The following is a 16256-nucleotide window of genomic DNA, read 5'->3' on the forward strand; positions in this document are numbered from 1 at the left end:
CTCAATCCTTCTTGGCGTAACGCAGGGCGGCGTTGACGAAGCCGCTGAACAGCGGATGGCCGTCCCGCGGGGTGGAGGTGAACTCCGGGTGGAACTGGCAGGCGACGAACCAGGGATGGTCCGGGGCTTCCACCACTTCCACCAGGGCGCCGTCGCCCGAGCGACCGGAGATCTTCAGGCCGGCGGCCTGGATCTGCGGCAGCAGGTTGTTGTTGACCTCGTAGCGGTGACGATGGCGTTCGATGATGACGTCCTGACGGTAGCAGTCGTGCACCAGGGTGCCGTCGCTCAGCTGGCACTCCTGAGCGCCCAGGCGCATGGTGCCGCCCAGGTCGGAGCCTTCGCTGCGAGTCTCGGTGGCGCCGGTGGCGTCCTGCCACTCGGTGATCAGGCCGACCACCGGGTGCCCGCTGGCCTTGTCGAATTCGGTGGAGTTAGCGTCTTTCCAGCCCAGCACGTTACGGGCGAATTCGATCACCGCCACCTGCATGCCCAGGCAGATGCCGAGGTAGGGAATCTTGTTCTCGCGAGCGTACTGCACGGTGGCGATCTTGCCTTCCACGCCGCGCAGGCCGAAGCCGCCGGGAACCAGGATGGCGTCCACGCCCTTGAGCAGATGGGTACCCTGCTGCTCGATGTGCTCGGAGTCGATATAGCGCAGGTTGACCTTGGTGCGGCTCTGGATGCCGGCGTGGGTCATGGCCTCGATCAGCGACTTGTAGGCGTCGAGCAGTTCCATGTACTTGCCGACCATGGCGATGGTGACTTCCTGCTCGGGGTTGAGCTTGGCGTCCACCACGCGATCCCACTCGGACAGATCGGCCGGCTTGCACTCCAGGCCGAAGCGCTCGATGACGAACTCGTCGAGGCCCTGGGCATGCAGCACGGAAGGAATGCGGTAGATGGTGTCGACGTCTTCCAGGGAGATGACCGCGCGCTCTTCGACGTTGGTGAAGAGCGCGATCTTGCGACGCGAGGAGCTGTCGACGGTGTGGTCGGACCGGCAGATCAGCACATCGGGCTGCAGGCCGATGGAGCGCAGCTCCTTGACCGAATGCTGGGTCGGCTTGGTCTTGGTCTCGCCGGCGGTGGCGATGTAAGGCACCAGGGTCAGGTGCATCAGCATGGCGCGGCGCGCCCCGATCTCCACCCGCAACTGGCGGATGGCTTCGAGGAAGGGCTGCGACTCGATGTCACCGACGGTACCGCCGATCTCCACCAGGGCCACGTCGGCATCGCCGGCACCCTTGATGATGCGTCGCTTGATCTCGTCGGTGATGTGCGGGATCACCTGCACGGTGGCGCCCAGGTAGTCGCCACGACGCTCCTTGCGCAGCACGTCCATGTAGATGCGACCGGTGGTGAAGTTGTTGTTCTGGGTCACGGTGGTGCGGATGAACCGCTCGTAGTGACCCAGGTCCAGGTCGGTCTCGGCGCCGTCATGGGTGACGAACACCTCGCCGTGCTGGAAGGGACTCATGGTGCCGGGATCCACGTTGATGTAGGGATCCAGCTTGAGCATGGTGACCTTCAGCCCTCTCGCTTCCAGAATGGCGCCCAGGGAAGCCGAGGCGATGCCTTTCCCCAAAGAAGAAACAACACCGCCCGTGACGAAAATAAAGCGCGTCATGAAAATTCCTAGAATCTGCGTTGAGGCGGAGAGCCGCCGATGAAAGCGAGAGCGGTCGGCCTGGCGCCGGACCAATGCACACCGTCCACTCGGAGCGAGCGGAAAATGCGGTATAAGACGGGAGCGTAGTCTAGCCTAAAGGTCATCCCAGCTCAAACCCACCCATGCCGTCTGCGGGCTGCCACTCAAGCCGCCCTCCCCCTGGCAGAGCACTCAGACCGGGCAGATTGGCCACGGCCAGCAGTTCGTCGCCTCGCCAGAGCAGCGGCAAACGGCCGCGCAGGAAAGGCGGGACCTCCCGCTCGTTGAGCAGGCGCTTGAGATCGCGACTGCCGCGACCGGCTACGACCAGTCGCTCGCCGCCCTGGCGATAGCCGATTCGCCAGCCGGCTTCGACGGCCTGCCCGGTAAAGATCAGGCGGCCATTGCCCCTCAGTTTTAGGGTGCTGACCCGAGCGGCGACCGGCTGGGGAGAGGGCATGACCTGCCAGGCGTCCGGCACCCACCAGATCCGCCCGGCCCCACGGCGCACACTGCCGCCTTCGAGGCGCCAGACGGGATCGCTGGCCGTGCCCGCCTCGCGCACCGCCTGCCAGCCGGCCCAATGGGCGCTGTCGGGCTGGCGCGTCAGCGCATCCAGCCAGGCGCGCAGGGCATTGCGCTGGCGGGCCTCGCTTAAGCGCTGCAAGGGCGCCAGGGCCAGACTGGGCAAGGGAATCCAGGGGAAGGGTTGGGCGACGAGCCGGGCCTGCCGCAGATCCAGGCTGGCCAGTTCGCCGAGCAGTTCGTCGGCTTCGGCCAGGTGACGGGCGCTGCGCGCCATGACCTGATCGACCCCTGGCCAGCGCTGGCGCAACCGTGGCAGCACCGCGTGTCTCAGGTAATTGCGATCCAGTCCGGTATCGGCATTGCTGGGGTCTTCGATCCAGTCCAGCCCTTCGGCTTCGGCATAGGCCAGCAGTGCGGCGCGGGGCTCGTCCAGCAAGGGACGCCAGAGGCGCCCGGCAGCCAGCGGTCGGCTCTCCGGCATGCCGGCCAGGCCCTTCACGCCCGCGCCGCGTGCCAGCCGCTGCAACAGGGTCTCCAGCTGATCGTCGCGATGCTGACCCAGCACCAGGCAGCCATCCTCCGGCAGCACCCGGGCGAAGGCGATATAGCGCGCTTCGCGGGCGGCCCGTTCGAGACTGGCGGCGCCATCGGTGCGGACGTGCAGGACAGCGAGAGGAATGCCCAGCCCTTGGCAGACCCGGGTGCAATGCGCGACCCAGGCATCCGCCGCGGCCTGCAGGCCGTGGTGCACATGCACCGCCTGCAGGTCGGTCAGCAGGCCGCGCGCGCGCAGTCGTGCGCAGAGGTGCAGGAGAACGGTGGAGTCGAGTCCGCCGGAGAAGCCCACCCGCCAATGACAGGTGGGCGGCTGCCGCTCCAGGCGGGCGTGCAGCCGGTCCAGCAGACTCATGGCCGCGGTATCAGGAAATGCCGTAGCTCATCAGGCGCTTGTAACGACGGTCCAGCAGCGCCGGCAGGTCGTAGCCCTTGAGTTCATCCAGCTGCTCCAGCAGTGCGCTGCGCAGGCTGTTGGCCATGGTCTGGGGATCGCGGTGGGCACCGCCCAGAGGCTCGTCGATCACCTGGTCGACGATGTTCAGGCTTTTCAGCCGCTCGGCGGTGATGCCCATGGCCTCGGCGGCATCGGGAGCCTTCTCGGCGGTCTTCCACAGAATGGAGGCGCAACCTTCCGGCGAGATCACCGAGTAGGTGGAATGCTGCAGCATGTTGAGCTGGTCGCAGACGCCGATGGCCAGGGCGCCACCGGAACCACCCTCGCCGATCACGGTGGCGATGATGGGGGTCTTGAGGCGCGCCATGACCCGCAGGTTCCAGGCTATCGCCTCGCTCTGACCGCGCTCTTCGGCGTCGATGCCCGGGTAGGCGCCGGGAGTGTCGATAAAGGTCAGGATCGGCATCTTGAAGCGCTCGGCCATTTCCATCAGGCGACAGGCCTTGCGATAGCCTTCCGGACGCGGCATGCCGAAGTTGCGGCGGACCTTCTCGCGCACTTCACGGCCCTTCTGGTGACCGATGATCATCACCGGACCACCTTCCAGGCGGGCGATGCCACCGACGATGGCCGGATCGTCGGCGAAGTGGCGGTCACCGTGCAGCTCTTCGAAATCGCTGAACAGGTAGCTGATGTAGTCGAGGGTATAGGGACGCAGCGGATGCCGGGCCAGACGGGCCACCTGCCAGCTGGACAGGTCGCTGAAGATGCTCTTGGTGAGCGCCTGACTCTTCTCCTGCAACCGGGCGATCTCGTCACTGATGTTCAGCGCATTGTCGTTACCGACCAGTCGAAGTTCTTCGATCTTGGCCTGGAGATCGGCGATAGGCTGTTCGAAATCGAGATAGTTCGGGTTCATGGGCATCCGTTATTACAATCTAGAGCCAGGGGCCGGGGCGCCTACCTTAAGGGATCGGACGGGACAGGTCGAGACTCCTGCCACGTCACCGGCACCCGCCGCTGGCGAGGGTTGGGACGGAGCGCACGAGGCGCTCGGACTTAACGATAGTTCAGAAAGACGTTCTCCCTGCCGAACTGGTCACGCAGGGTTTGAATCAGGCCATCGGCCGGGTCGATCCGGTAGTTCTCGCCGAACTGCAGCAGCGCCCGCGCGGTGGGCCCCTGATAGTCGATGGTGACCGGACAGGCGCCGCGATGGCGACCGCACAACTCGCCCAGCCAGCGCAGCCGATCGCCGGCCAGCGCCTCGCTGCGTACGGCGATCCTGAGGCTTTCCGCCAGGGCGGTCCGGGCTTCCTCCAGCCCAAGTACCCGCTTGGCGCGCAGGCGCAGGCCACCGGAGAAGTCGTCCTGGCTGACCTCGCCCTCGACGATCACCAGGGCATCGGTCTGCAACAGCGCCTGGGCGGCATTGAAGGCTTCGGCGAACAGCGAGGCCTCGATGCGCCCGGAACGATCGTCCAGGGTGACGAAGCCCATCTTGTCGCCGCGCTTGTTCTTCATCACCCGCAGGTTGACGATCAGCCCGGCCACGGTCTGTGTTTCGCGCGAGGGCTTGAGGTCGACGATGCGCTGGCGCGCCAGTCGCCGGACCTCGCCTTCGTATTCCTCGATGGGGTGACCGGTCAGGTACAGCCCCAGGGTTTCCTTTTCCCCGCGCAGGCGCTCCTTGAGATTGAGCTCGCGGGCGCGGCGGTGGTTGGCATAGACGTCGGCCTCGGGTTCGGCAAAGACGCCACCAAAGAGATCCACGTGACCACTGTTGTGACTGCGGGCGGTCTGCTCGGCCGAGGCGATGGCCTCTTCCATGGCCGCCAGCAGTACGGCGCGATTCTGGTCGATGGTCGCCTGATAGGCCTTGAGCTCATCGTGATAGTGCGGCCCCAGGCGGTCCAGGGCACCGGAACGGATCAGGGCTTCCAGGGTGCGCTTGTTGATACGCTTGAGATCCACCCGCGCGCAGAAATCGAAGAGGTCCTTGAAGGGTCCCTCGGCACGCGCCTCGACGATGGCCTCCACCGGCCCCTCGCCCACACCCTTGATGGCGCCCAGGCCGTAGACGATGCGCCCGCCCTCGTTCACGGTGAACTTGAACTCGGAGATGTTCACGTCCGGCGTGTCGATGCGCAGTTTCATGTGGCGGCATTCCTCGATGAGGATCACCACCTTGTCGGTGTTGTGCATGTCCGCCGACAGCACCGCCGCCATGAAGGGCGCCGGGAAATGGGTCTTCAGCCAGGCGGTCTGATAGGAAACCAGACCATAGGCGGCCGAGTGCGACTTGTTGAAGCCGTAGCCGGCGAATTTCTCCACCAGGTCGAAGATGTTGCCCGCCAGCTCGCCATCGATGCCGTTGTTGGCGCAGCCCTCGATGAAGCCGCCGCGCTGCTTGGCCATCTCCTCGGGCTTCTTCTTGCCCATGGCCCGGCGCAGCATGTCCGCCTGGCCCAGGGTGTAGCCGCCCATGACCTGGGCGATCTGCATCACCTGTTCCTGGTAGAGGATGATGCCGTAGGTGGGCGCCAGCACCGGCTGCAGGCCGTCGTACTGGTAGTCCGGATGCGGATAGGCCAGCTCGGCGCGGCCGTGCTTGCGGTTGATGAAGTCGTCCACCATGCCCGACTGCAGCGGACCGGGGCGGAACAGCGCCACCAGGGCGATGAGGTCTTCCAGGCAGTCCGGCTTGAGCTTCTTGATCAGCTCCTTCATGCCGCGGGATTCCAGCTGGAAGACGGCGGTGGTCTCGGCCCTCTGCAACAGGGCGTAGGTCGGCTTGTCGTCCAGCGGAATGAAGTCGATGTTGAGCGGCTCGCGCCCCTCCTCCACTTCCGTGCGGTTGATGGTCTCCAGCGCCCACTTGATGATGGTCAGGGTACGCAGACCAAGGAAGTCGAACTTGACCAGGCCGGCCTGCTCGACGTCGTCCTTGTCGAACTGGGTCACCAGGCCGTTGCCGTCCTCGTCGCAGGCGATGGGCGAGAAGTCGGTCAGCTTGGTCGGCGCGATCACCACGCCCCCGGCGTGCTTGCCGGTGCCGCGGGTGATGCCTTCCAGCTTCAGAGCCATGTCCCAGATCTCCTTGGCGTCCTCGTCGGTCGCCAGGAAGTCGCGCAGCACCTCTTCCTGTTCGAAGGCCTTCTGCAGGGTCATGCCCACTTCGAAGGGGATCATCTTCGACAGGCGATCGGCCAGGCCATAGGACTTGCCCTGCACCCGCGCCACGTCGCGCACCACCGCCTTGGCCGCCATGGTGCCGAAGGTGATGATCTGGCTCACCGCCTCGCGGCCGTACAGGTCGGCCACGTACTCGATCACCCGGTCGCGACCGTCCATGCAGAAGTCGACGTCGAAGTCGGGCATGGAGATCCGTTCGGGGTTGAGGAAGCGCTCGAACAGCAGGTCGTAGGCCAGCGGATCGAGGTCGGTGATCTTCAGCACATAGGCCACCAGGGAGCCGGCACCCGAGCCCCGGCCGGGGCCGACCGGTACGCCGTTGTTCTTCGCCCACTTGATGAAGTCCATCACGATGAGGAAGTAACCGGGGAAGCCCATCTGGATGATGATGTCGAGCTCGAAGTTGAGTCGGTCGACATACTCCTGGCGCTTCTCTTCGTAGTTCGGCGTGGTCTCGCGCGGCCAGAGCACGGCCAGGCGCTCTTCCAGGCCCTCGAAGGACACATGGCGCAGGTAGTCGTTGATGGTCATCCCGTTGGGAATCGGGAAGTTGGGCAGGAAGTACTTGCCCAGCTGGATCTCGATGTTGCAGCGCTTGGCGATCTCGACGGTATTTTCCAGCGCCTCGGGCAGGTCGCTGAACAGCTCGGCCATCTCGGCCGCCGACTTCAGGTACTGCTGGTCGCTGTACTTGCGCTCGCGACGGGGATCGTCCAGCGGACGGCCTTCGCCGATGCAGACGCGGGTCTCGTGGGCCTCGAAGTCCTCGGCCTTGAGAAAGCGCACGTCGTTGGTCGCCACCAGGGCGCCACCGCAGCGATCGGCCAGGGCCACGGCGGCATGCAGGTGCTCTTCGTCACCGACGCGCTCGGTGCGCTGCACCTCCAGATAGAAGCGCTCCTGGAAGACCTCCTGCCATTCCGCGAACAACTGGTCGGCCAGGGCCAGGTCGCCTTCGAGCAGCGCCTGGCCGATCTCGCCTTCCTTGGAACCGGACAGGGCAATCAGGCCTTCGCTGGCGGCCTTCACCCAGTCGCGCTGGATGACGATCTGGCCATCCTGCTGCCCTTCCTGGAAGCCCCGCGACAGCAGCTCGGTGAGGTTGCGATAGCCCTTGGCGTTCATGACCAGCAGGGTCATGCGGCTCAGCGGCGCATCGCCATCGCGACCGGCCAGCCAGATGTCGGCCCCGGCGATGGGCTTGATCCCGGCGCCCATGGCGGCCTTGTAGAACTTGACCAGCGAGCAGAGGTTGCCCTGGTCGGTCACCGCCACGGCCGGCATCCCGGCCGCTTCGGCGGCCTTGACCAGCCCCTTCACCCGCACGATCCCGTCGACCAGGGAGTATTCCGTGTGCAGACGCAGGTGGACGAAGGATGCGGACATGGCAGAGACCCCTTGATGCATGAGGCGCGAGATTGTACTGGATTGTCGACCCGGGGTCAGACCGCCGCGACGGCCGTCAGTAGGTCGCGATGATCTGGGTGGAGGCCTGGGTCTCGAGGGCGTGCCAGGCGTCACGCACCGGCGCGAAGGAACGCCGATGGATGGGCGTGGGCCCCAGGCGCCTGAGCGCCTCCAGGTGCTCGGCGGTGGGATAGCCCTTGTGCCCGGCCAGGCCATAGCCCGGATAGAGGGCATCCAGCACCTGCATCTCGCGATCGCGGGTCACCTTGGCCAGGATGGAGGCCGCGGCGATCGCCGGGACCTGGCTGTCGCCCTTCACCACCGGCGAACTGGGCACCGCCAGCTTGGGACAGCGATTGCCATCGATCAGGGCCAGCCGCGGCTGCACCTGCAGGCCTTCCACCGCGCGCTGCATGGCCAGCATGGTAGCGTGCAGGATGTTCAGTTGGTCGATCTCGGCGACCTCGGCACGGGCCACGCACCAGGCCAGGGCCTTTTCCTTGATCTCGTCGAACAGGGCTTCGCGGCGCGCCAGCGACAGCTTCTTCGAATCGTTCAGGCCGAGGATGGGCTTGCCCGGATCGAGGATCACCGCAGCCGTGACCACGGCGCCGCACAGCGGACCGCGGCCGACTTCATCGACCCCGGCGACCAGTGCCTCGACCAGGTTGAAATCCAGACCCAGTTGCATCAGCTGCGCGACCGCAGGAGATCCAGCACGGCAGCGGCCGCCTGCACCGAGGCATCGCGCCTCAGGCTGAGATGGATAGCCGCGAAGCTATCGGTCTGCTGCTGTGGCTGTTCCAGCAGAGGCAGAAGCTCGGCCACCAGCCGTTCCGGGGTCGCCTCGTGCTGGATCAGCTCGGGTACCAGCTTGCGCCCGGCCAGCAGGTTCGGCAGCGAAATGTAGGGACTCTTCACCAGCTGCTTGAGAATCAGATAGGTCAGGGGTGCCACCCGATAGGCGACCACCATGGGTCGCTTGAACAGCAGTGTCTCCAGGGTGGCGGTGCCCGAGGCGATCAGCACGCCGTCACAGGCGGCCAGCACCTCATGGGAACGGCCATCGGTTAGCAACAGCGGCAGCGGCGGCCGTCCTTCCAGCAGCTGTTCCACCTGCGCCCGCCGTGCGGCATTGGCACAGGGCAGCACGAAGCGCATGTCCGGGCGCTCGACCAGCAACTGGGCGGCAGCATCGAGGAACAGCGCCCCCAGGCGCCCTACTTCGCCACCGCGACTGCCGGGCAGCAGGGCGACGACCTGGCCGTCCTGCGGCAGACCCAGGGCCTGCCGCGCCGCCAGGCGATCGCTGTCCAGCGCAATGGTGTCGGCCAGCGGATGGCCGACGAAGCGCACCGGCACCTGCTGCTCTTCGTAGAAGCGCGCCTCGAAGGGGAAGAGGGTCAGCATCAGGTCGCAGCCATCGCGGATCTTCAATACGCGCTTCTGCCGCCAGGCCCAGACCGACGGGCTGACGTAATGCACGGCGGGAATGCCCGCGCGATGCAGCTGGGCTTCGATCTCGAGAACGAAATCCGGGGCGTCGATACCGATGAAGACGTCGGGCCGGGCGTCGAGCAGCTGGGAGATCAGCGCCTTGCGCCGCCCCAGGAGTTCGCGCAGGCGGCCGAGCACCTCGACCAGCCCCATGACCGCCAGGCGTTCCATGGGAAATTCGGACACCAGGCCCTCGGCTTCCATCCGCGGACCGCCCACCCCCATGAAGGAGATATTCGGGTGTTGCTCGCGCAACGCCTGCATCAGACCGGCGCCCAGCAGATCACCCGACGCCTCCCCGGCCACCAGCGCCACGCGCAGCGGGCGCTGGGCGAACTCAGCGGGTGATGCCACGCGTCGCACTCAAAATGGAATCGCGGAACACCGCCACTTCGGGAAACTGCTGAGCCACCGGCTCCAGCTCGCGCAGGGCGTCATCGACGGTCAGGCCCTGGCGGTAGACCACCTTGTACGCGCGGCGCAATTCCTTGATGGCTTCGGCCGAGAAACCCCGACGCCGCATGCCTTCGAAGTTCATGCTGCGGGCTTCGGCCGGATTGCCGAACACCGTGACATAGGCCGGTACATCCTTGCCGATGGCCGTGCCCATGCCGGAAAAGCTGTGGGCGCCGATGCGACAGAACTGATGCACCAGGGTATAGCCGGACAGGATCGCCCAGTCATCGACATGCACGTGCCCGGCAAGGGCCGTGTTGTTGACCAGGATGCAGTGATTGCCGATCACGCTGTCATGGCCGATGTGCACATAGGCCATCAGCAGATTGTGATCGCCAATGGTCGTCTCTTCCCGATCCTGCACGGTGCCGCGATGGATGGTCACCCCTTCGCGGATGGTGTTGTGATCGCCGATCCGCAGCCGGGTCGGTTCGCCCTGATACTTGAGGTCAGGGGTATCCTCGCCGATGGACGAGAACTGAAAGATACGATTGTGACGCCCGATCACGGTGGGCCCCTTGAGGATGACGTGAGGACCGACGACGGTCCCCTCGCCAAGCTCGACATCGGGTCCGATGATCGACCAGGGGCCGACCTGGACATCGGCAGCGAGCCGTGCCTTGGGGTCGACGATAGCCCTGGGGTCAATCAACGTCATAGCTTGCGTTCCGCACAGATGATTTCAGCCGAGCAGACCGGCTTGTCGTCCACACTGGCGCGGCATTCGAACTTCCAGATACCGCGCTTGGTGCTGATGAAGCGAGCGTCGAGCATCAGCTGATCACCGGGCGTCACCGGCTGGCGAAAACGCAGCTTATCCGATCCGACGAAGTAGTACAGGGTGCCATCGGCCGGCGAGGAATTCATCATCTTGAAGCCGAGTACGCCGGCGGCCTGCGCCATGGCCTCGACGATCAGCACGCCCGGCATGATCGGGTGCTGGGGAAAATGGCCGGTGAAGAACGGTTCGTTGATGCTGACGTTCTTGTAGGCGCGAATGCGCTTGGCTTCGATATCCAGCTCCAGCACGCGATCCACCAACAGAAAGGGATAGCGATGCGGGAGATATTCACGGATCTCGTTGATGTCCATCATGGTCGGGGAAGGCCTGTTAAGAAAGGGGGAACATCCGATGCAGAATCAAGCATCAGAAGCAGCGTCATCCCGCGAGGTCACGGTAGCAACGATTTTTTCCAGATGTTGCAGACGGCGGGCCATGTCGTCGAGGTGACGAATCCGTGCGGCGCTCTTCTTCCATTCACCGGCCGGCTGCATGGCCGTGCCGGAGGAATAGGCGCCAGGCTCGGTAATCGAGCGGGTCACCATGGTCATACCGGTGACGAACACGTGGTCGCACACCTCGATATGACCGACCATGCCCACGCCGCCGGCGATGGTGCAGTGTTTGCCGATCTTGGTACTGCCAGAGATGCCGACGCAGGCGGCCATGGCGGTGTGCTCACCTACCTGGACGTTGTGCGCGATCATGATCTGGTTGTCGAGCTTGACGCCATCGCTGATGACCGTGTTCGCCAGGGCGCCGCGGTCGATGGTGGTGTTGGCACCGATCTCGACGTCGTCGCCGATCAGCACGCCACCCAGCTGGGCGATCTTCTGCCACTGGCCACGCTCGTTGGCGAAGCCGAAGCCTTCGGCGCCGATCACGGCCCCGGATTGCACGACGGCGCGCGCGCCGATGGTCACGTCGTGGTAGAGCGTGACTCGCGGCGCCAGCCAGCTATCGGCACCGATGACGCTGCGCGCGCCCACCACGCAGTGAGCGCCGAGACTGACGCCAGCGCCGATGCATGCCTGCGCCTCGATCACCACATAGGGACCGATGGCCGCGGTCGGATCGACCTGGGCATCCGCCGCGACCAGCGCCGTGGGATGGATACCCGCCGCACTGCGCGGTTTGCGATCGAACAGGTGGGAAAGCCGCGCATAGGCCAGATAGGGATTCGCCAGGATCAGGGCATCGCCGGCATAGCCGTCGGCGTCCTTGTCCGTCAGCAGCACGGCCCCGGCCTGGGTATCGACCAGGTAGCGGCGGTACTGCGGATTGGCGAGAAAACTCAACTGGTCAGGACCGGCCTCGGGTAGGGTAGCCAGACCGGTGACCAGGCGCTCGGACGAACCGCGTAGTTCCACGGTCAACTGGCGGCCTTCCAGCCACAGCGCCAGTTCGCCCAGCGTAAAGGTGCTATGACTCATCAACGACCCGCGTTCATGCGCTCGATGACCTGGCGCGTGATGTCGTATTGCGGCTTCACGTCAACAACGGCGCCACGCTCGAGCACCAGATCGTAATCACCCTTCTTCAGCACCTCTTCCACGGCCTTGTCCAGGCGCGGCTTGAGCAGCTTGAGCATGTCGCGATCCGAAGCGGCCTTGGCGTCGTTGAGTTCCTTGGACTGGAACTGGAAGTCACGGGCCTTCTGGCGGAAGTCGTTCTCCAGGCGGGTGCGCTCGGCCTGGGCCAGCTTGTCACCGCCCTTGTTGAGCTTGTCCTGAATGTCCTTGGCGGAGCTTTCCAGACCCTTGAGCTTGTTCAACTGGGGACCGAATTTTTTCTCGGAATCCACGGCGTACTTCTTGGCGGCATCGGATTCCAGCAGGGCCATCTGGTAGTTCAGGACAGCGATCTTGGTATCGGCGAAGACCGGAGCGGCGACGAGAACGGCAGCGAACAGAGCGTAACGGGTGTACTTGTGCACAGTTGACTCCTGCGTAAAGCGCAAAGGTGTTGCCTGGGTCAGAACGTCTGACCCAGCGAGAACTGGAAGACCTGCGGATCGGAGTTGGTCGGCTTCTTGACCGGGACGCCCAGGCTGAAGCTCAGCGGCCCCAGGGCGGTAACCCAGGTCACACCGACGCCAACGGAACTGGCCATGTTGGAGAAGCTGACGTCGCCGCAATTCTGCGTACTGCTTAGATAGCACTTGGTGCTGAACACGTTACCCACATCCCAGAACAACACAGTTCTCAGGGACTTCTGATCCTTCACGAAGGGCAGCGGGAAAAGGTATTCCACACCACCGGTGATCAGGACATTGCCACCGAAGGCCTCATCGTTCTCCCGATCGCGATAGCCCTGACCTTGATTAGCGTAAGTCGCCGGGTTTCTCGGTGGAGTAGTCCGCGGACCCAGACTGCTGTCTTCAAAACCCCGTACAGAGTTGAAGCCGCCCGCGTAATAGTTCTCGTAGAACGGCAGGCCGTCGGTGCTGCCATAGCCGTCGCCATAGCCCAGCTCAGTATGGAAGCGCAGCGCGGTATTGTCGGTCAGCGGGGTGAACAGCTGGCCGCGGTAGTCGAGCTTGTAGAAGCTCAGGTCGCTGCCCGGAATGGTGACCTGGCCAGTCAGGCTCTGGGAGGCACCACGGGTCGGCAGGACGCCACGGTTCAGCGTCGAGCTCGACCAGCCGATGCTGGCCTTGAAGTTAGTGAAGTTGTCCCCTTCGCGCTGGACGAAATCGTAGATCTCGTCGGCACTGTAGGTACCCGGATTGATCTCGTCTTTCTGCACGCTCAGACCATAGGTCAGGCGTGAGGTCTCGCTGATCGGATAACCCAGGGTGACACCGGTGCCCAGGCTGTTGATCGAGTAGTAGGAGACGTCGCTGTCGTACAGTTTGCTGTAGTCGGTGCTGCGATAGAAGATGTTGTAGCCCAGGCTCACGCCATCCGGCGTGAAGTAGGGATCGGTGAAGCTGAAGTTGTAGCGACTCTGGTACTGGGAACGGGTCAGACCGATGCTGACCTGGTTGCCGGTACCGAGGAAGTTGTTCTGGCTGATGGAACCACCGAGGATCAGACCGGCGCTCTGGGCGAAGCCAATGCTGGCGGTGATGGAGCCGGACGGCTGCTCTTCGACGTTGTAGTTGACGTCGACCATGTCGTCGGTGCCAGGCACCTGGGGCGTCTCGACCTTGACTTCCTTGAAGTAGCCCAGGCGCTCGAGACGGGTCTTGGACTGGTCGATGAGATAGGTGGAAGCCCAACCGCCTTCCATCTGACGCATCTCGCGACGCAGCACCTCGTCCTCGGTCTTGGTGTTGCCGCGGAAGTTGATGCGATTGACGTAGGCACGCTTGCCCGGATCGACCACATAGGTCAGGGACACGCTGTGGTCGTCGTCATGGGGCTCGGGCAGACCGTTGACGTTGGCGAAGGTATAGCCTTCGTTGCCCAGTCGGCGGGTGATCAGATCCGAGGTGCTGGTCATGACCTTGCGCGAGAAGACCTGGCCCGGCTGGACCAGCATCAGTTTGCGCAGCTCTTCCTCCGGCACCTTGAGGTCGCCGGACAGCTTGACTTCACGAACGGTGTACTTCTGCCCTTCGTTGACGTTGACGGTGATGTAGACGTGCTTCTTGTCGGGCGTAATGGACACCTGGGTCGAGGTGATGTCCATGTTGATGTAGCCACGATCCAGGTAATAGGAGCGCAGGCGCTCGAGGTCACCTGACAACTTTTCCCGGGAGTACTTGTCATCGTTACGGAAGAACGACAACCAGTTGCTCGGCTTGAGCTCGAACAGCGAGGTGAGGTCATCTTCGGGGAAGACCGTGTTGCCCACCACGTTGACATGGGAGATGGTCGCGACCTCGCCCTCGTTGATGGTGATCTTCAGCTGCACCCGGTTACGGGGCTGAGGCACCACTTCGGCGTCGATGCTGGCCGAATAACGGCCCTGGGCGACGTACTGGCGCAGCAATTCGTTGCGCACGCCTTCCAGCGTCGCACGCTGGAAGATCTCCCCTTCGGCGAGGCCGGCCTGCTTGAGACCCTTCATCAGGTCGTCGCTGGAGATCGCCTTGTTGCCTTCCAGGGTGATGCTGGAAATGGAGGGACGCTCGACCAAGTTCACGACTAGGACGTTACCGTCACGACCCAGCTGGATGTCCTGGAAGAATCCGGTACGGAAGAGCGAGCGCGAGGCTTCGGCCAACTTGTTGTCGTCGACGGACTCGCCGACGTTGAGCGGCAGGGCACCGAAGACGCTGCCGGACGATACTCGTTGCAGTCCGTTGACGCGGATATCGGAGATGGTGAAGGACTCGGCGTGTACCTCGCCGATCATCAGCGCGGCTATTACCGCAGGTAGCAGCAGGCGTTTCATGAGTCCCTTTTATTCCAACTGGCAAATAAAGAATCTGCCGCACTGGGCGGCAGATTCGGCAATCAGCAGAGTGTCAGAGGCGACCGAGGTCATTGACCAAGGCCAGCAGCATCACACCCACGACGAGGCTAATACCGATCTGCATGCCCCATGTCTGTACACGCTCGGACAAGGGCCGCCCGCGAATCCACTCGACGAAGTAGAAAACCAGATGACCACCGTCGAGCACAGGGATAGGCAACAGATTCAGAACCCCCAGGCTTATGCTCAGGTACGCCAGAAAATTGAGGAAATCCCCCAGGCCTGACTGAGCTGAAGCGCCCGCCACTTTAGCAATGGTTATCGGCCCGCTCAAGTTTTTTACCGACAGCTCTCCCAAGAGCATCTTCTTCAGGGAAACCAGCGTCAGGACGCTCATCTGCCAGGTTCGGCTGATACCTTCGCCTATGGCGGCCACGGGTCCATAGCTGATTTCGCGAACCATTTCCGCTGGCCACTTGACCGGGGCCACACCCGCACCGAGGTAACCGGTCTCGCTGGAATCGACGCGCCGTGCGCCCAGCCGCAGGTTCAGATCCCGCTGCTGGCCCTCGCGCTCATAGGTCAGCCTGACCTGTTGACCAGGGTGCGCCCGCACCCAGTCCACGGCCTGCTGCCAGTCGCCGATGGGCGTATCGTTCAGGGCGATCAGGCGGTCTCCCGCCTGCAGGCCGGCCGCTTTCGCCGGGCCGGCCGGATCAAGCTCGGCGAAGACCGCCGGAATCTGCGGTCGCCAGGGTTTCAGGCCCAGGGCCTGGATCGGATCCGGATCTTCCGCACCGCGCAGCCAGGCATCGAGCTGGATGACGCTGCTCTGCTCGGCGGTGGTACCCGGCACCCGGTAGCTCAGGCGCAGCGAACCACTTTCACCCAGGCGATCGACCAGCCGCAGATTGACCGCCGACCAGCTGTCTACCGCCGCATCATCGACCGCGGTCAGCTCTGCGCCGATGGGAATGCCTGCAGTGGCGGCCGGAGTATTGGGCGTGATCGCTCCCACGACCGGGCGCGGCTGTTGGGAACCAAGCATGGCCAGCAGCCAGAAGAACAGGATGGCGAGCAGGAAATTGGCGATCGGTCCGGCAGCGACGATGGCGATACGCTGGCGGACCGTCTTGCGATTGAAGGCTGCCTGCTGCTCTTCGGGCGCCACCGGCGCTTCGCGCTCGTCCAGCATCTTCACGTAACCGCCCAGCGGGATCGCGGCCACCACGAATTCGGTGCCTTGACGGTCGTGCCAGCGCAACAGCGGCTTGCCGAAACCTACGGAAAAACGCAGGACCTTGACGCCGCAACGGCGCGCCGTCCAGAAATGGCCATACTCGTGGATGGTCACCAGCACGCCCAGGGCGATCAGGGTTCCCAGTATCGTATAAAGGATGGACATTGGCTGCCTCCGCTACCTC

Annotated in this window: 12 protein-coding genes; all 12 read right to left on the bottom strand. The window is 64.1% G+C overall.

Features of this window, described 5'->3' with window-relative positions:
- Position 1: 1 nt before the first annotated feature.
- The 12 genes from QMX82_RS11680 to rseP all read right to left on the bottom strand — a co-directional run bounded on the left by QMX82_RS11680 (position 2) and on the right by rseP (position 16237).
- Positions 2-1630 carry a CTP synthase gene (locus tag QMX82_RS11680; protein WP_208694449.1) on the bottom strand — a complete coding sequence of 543 codons (1629 nt, stop codon included), beginning with the start codon at positions 1628-1630 and terminating at the stop codon, positions 2-4.
- A 142-nt stretch (positions 1631-1772) separates the two neighbouring features.
- A complete protein-coding gene (tilS, locus tag QMX82_RS11685; RefSeq protein ID WP_208694448.1) occupies positions 1773-3089 on the bottom strand; it encodes a tRNA lysidine(34) synthetase TilS in 1317 nt (438 codons plus the stop codon).
- Between the two features lie 10 nt (positions 3090-3099).
- The gene (locus QMX82_RS11690; RefSeq protein WP_208694447.1) at positions 3100-4050 is read right to left on the bottom strand and encodes an acetyl-CoA carboxylase carboxyltransferase subunit alpha; all 951 of its coding nucleotides are present in this window, start codon (positions 4048-4050) and stop codon (positions 3100-3102) included.
- A gap of 140 nt (positions 4051-4190) precedes the next feature.
- Positions 4191-7712, bottom strand: coding sequence for a DNA polymerase III subunit alpha (gene dnaE / locus QMX82_RS11695; RefSeq protein WP_208694446.1), 3522 nt, complete (start codon positions 7710-7712; stop codon positions 4191-4193).
- Positions 7713-7788: 76 nt separating this feature from the next.
- Positions 7789-8424 carry a ribonuclease HII gene (gene rnhB, locus QMX82_RS11700; protein ID WP_208694445.1) on the bottom strand — a complete coding sequence of 212 codons (636 nt, stop codon included), beginning with the start codon at positions 8422-8424 and terminating at the stop codon, positions 7789-7791.
- A complete protein-coding gene (lpxB, locus tag QMX82_RS11705) occupies positions 8424-9551 on the bottom strand; it encodes a lipid-A-disaccharide synthase (protein WP_208694932.1) in 1128 nt (375 codons plus the stop codon). Before lpxB ends, rnhB begins: the two co-directional genes overlap by 1 nt.
- A 16-nt stretch (positions 9552-9567) precedes the next feature.
- Positions 9568-10344, bottom strand: coding sequence for an acyl-ACP--UDP-N-acetylglucosamine O-acyltransferase (lpxA, locus tag QMX82_RS11710; protein WP_187978702.1), 777 nt, complete (start codon positions 10342-10344; stop codon positions 9568-9570).
- Positions 10341-10781, bottom strand: a complete 441-nt coding sequence (gene fabZ / locus QMX82_RS11715; RefSeq protein ID WP_059314053.1) for a 3-hydroxyacyl-ACP dehydratase FabZ — start codon at positions 10779-10781, stop codon at positions 10341-10343. Before fabZ ends, lpxA begins: the two co-directional genes overlap by 4 nt.
- 45 nt (positions 10782-10826) lie before the next feature.
- Positions 10827-11900, bottom strand: a complete 1074-nt coding sequence (gene lpxD, locus QMX82_RS11720) for a UDP-3-O-(3-hydroxymyristoyl)glucosamine N-acyltransferase (RefSeq protein WP_410003709.1) — start codon at positions 11898-11900, stop codon at positions 10827-10829.
- Positions 11900-12403, bottom strand: a complete 504-nt coding sequence (locus tag QMX82_RS11725) for an OmpH family outer membrane protein (RefSeq protein ID WP_017639048.1) — start codon at positions 12401-12403, stop codon at positions 11900-11902. Before QMX82_RS11725 ends, lpxD begins: the two co-directional genes overlap by 1 nt.
- A gap of 38 nt (positions 12404-12441) precedes the next feature.
- A complete protein-coding gene (gene bamA, locus QMX82_RS11730; RefSeq protein ID WP_208694443.1) occupies positions 12442-14811 on the bottom strand; it encodes an outer membrane protein assembly factor BamA in 2370 nt (789 codons plus the stop codon).
- 73 nt (positions 14812-14884) lie between these two features.
- Positions 14885-16237: a sigma E protease regulator RseP gene (gene rseP / locus QMX82_RS11735; protein WP_208694442.1), complete on the bottom strand. Its 1353-nt coding sequence runs from the start codon at positions 16235-16237 to the stop codon at positions 14885-14887.
- Between the last annotated feature and the right edge of the window lie 19 nt (positions 16238-16256).

Origin of the sequence: Pseudomonas sp. PS02302, assembly GCF_029959585.1 — a bacterium.
GTDB lineage: Bacteria > Pseudomonadota > Gammaproteobacteria > Pseudomonadales > Pseudomonadaceae > Chryseomonas > Chryseomonas aestiva.

What these genes read in the sequence shown, in the direction of transcription:
- QMX82_RS11680 (WP_208694449.1), bottom strand. Translation starts at nt 1,630, where the DNA reads ATGACGCGCTTTATTTTCGTCACGGGCGGTGTTGTTTCTTCTTTGGGG.
- tilS (WP_208694448.1), bottom strand. Translation starts at nt 3,089, where the DNA reads ATGAGTCTGCTGGACCGGCTGCACGCCCGCCTGGAGCGGCAGCCGCCC.
- QMX82_RS11690 (WP_208694447.1), bottom strand. Translation starts at nt 4,050, where the DNA reads ATGAACCCGAACTATCTCGATTTCGAACAGCCTATCGCCGATCTCCAG.
- dnaE (WP_208694446.1), bottom strand. Translation starts at nt 7,712, where the DNA reads ATGTCCGCATCCTTCGTCCACCTGCGTCTGCACACGGAATACTCCCTG.
- rnhB (WP_208694445.1), bottom strand. Translation starts at nt 8,424, where the DNA reads ATGCAACTGGGTCTGGATTTCAACCTGGTCGAGGCACTGGTCGCCGGG.
- lpxA (WP_187978702.1), bottom strand. Translation starts at nt 10,344, where the DNA reads ATGACGTTGATTGACCCCAGGGCTATCGTCGACCCCAAGGCACGGCTC.
- fabZ (WP_059314053.1), bottom strand. Translation starts at nt 10,781, where the DNA reads ATGATGGACATCAACGAGATCCGTGAATATCTCCCGCATCGCTATCCC.
- lpxD (WP_410003709.1), bottom strand. Translation starts at nt 11,900, where the DNA reads ATGAGTCATAGCACCTTTACGCTGGGCGAACTGGCGCTGTGGCTGGAA.
- bamA (WP_208694443.1), bottom strand. Translation starts at nt 14,811, where the DNA reads ATGAAACGCCTGCTGCTACCTGCGGTAATAGCCGCGCTGATGATCGGC.
- rseP (WP_208694442.1), bottom strand. Translation starts at nt 16,237, where the DNA reads ATGTCCATCCTTTATACGATACTGGGAACCCTGATCGCCCTGGGCGTG.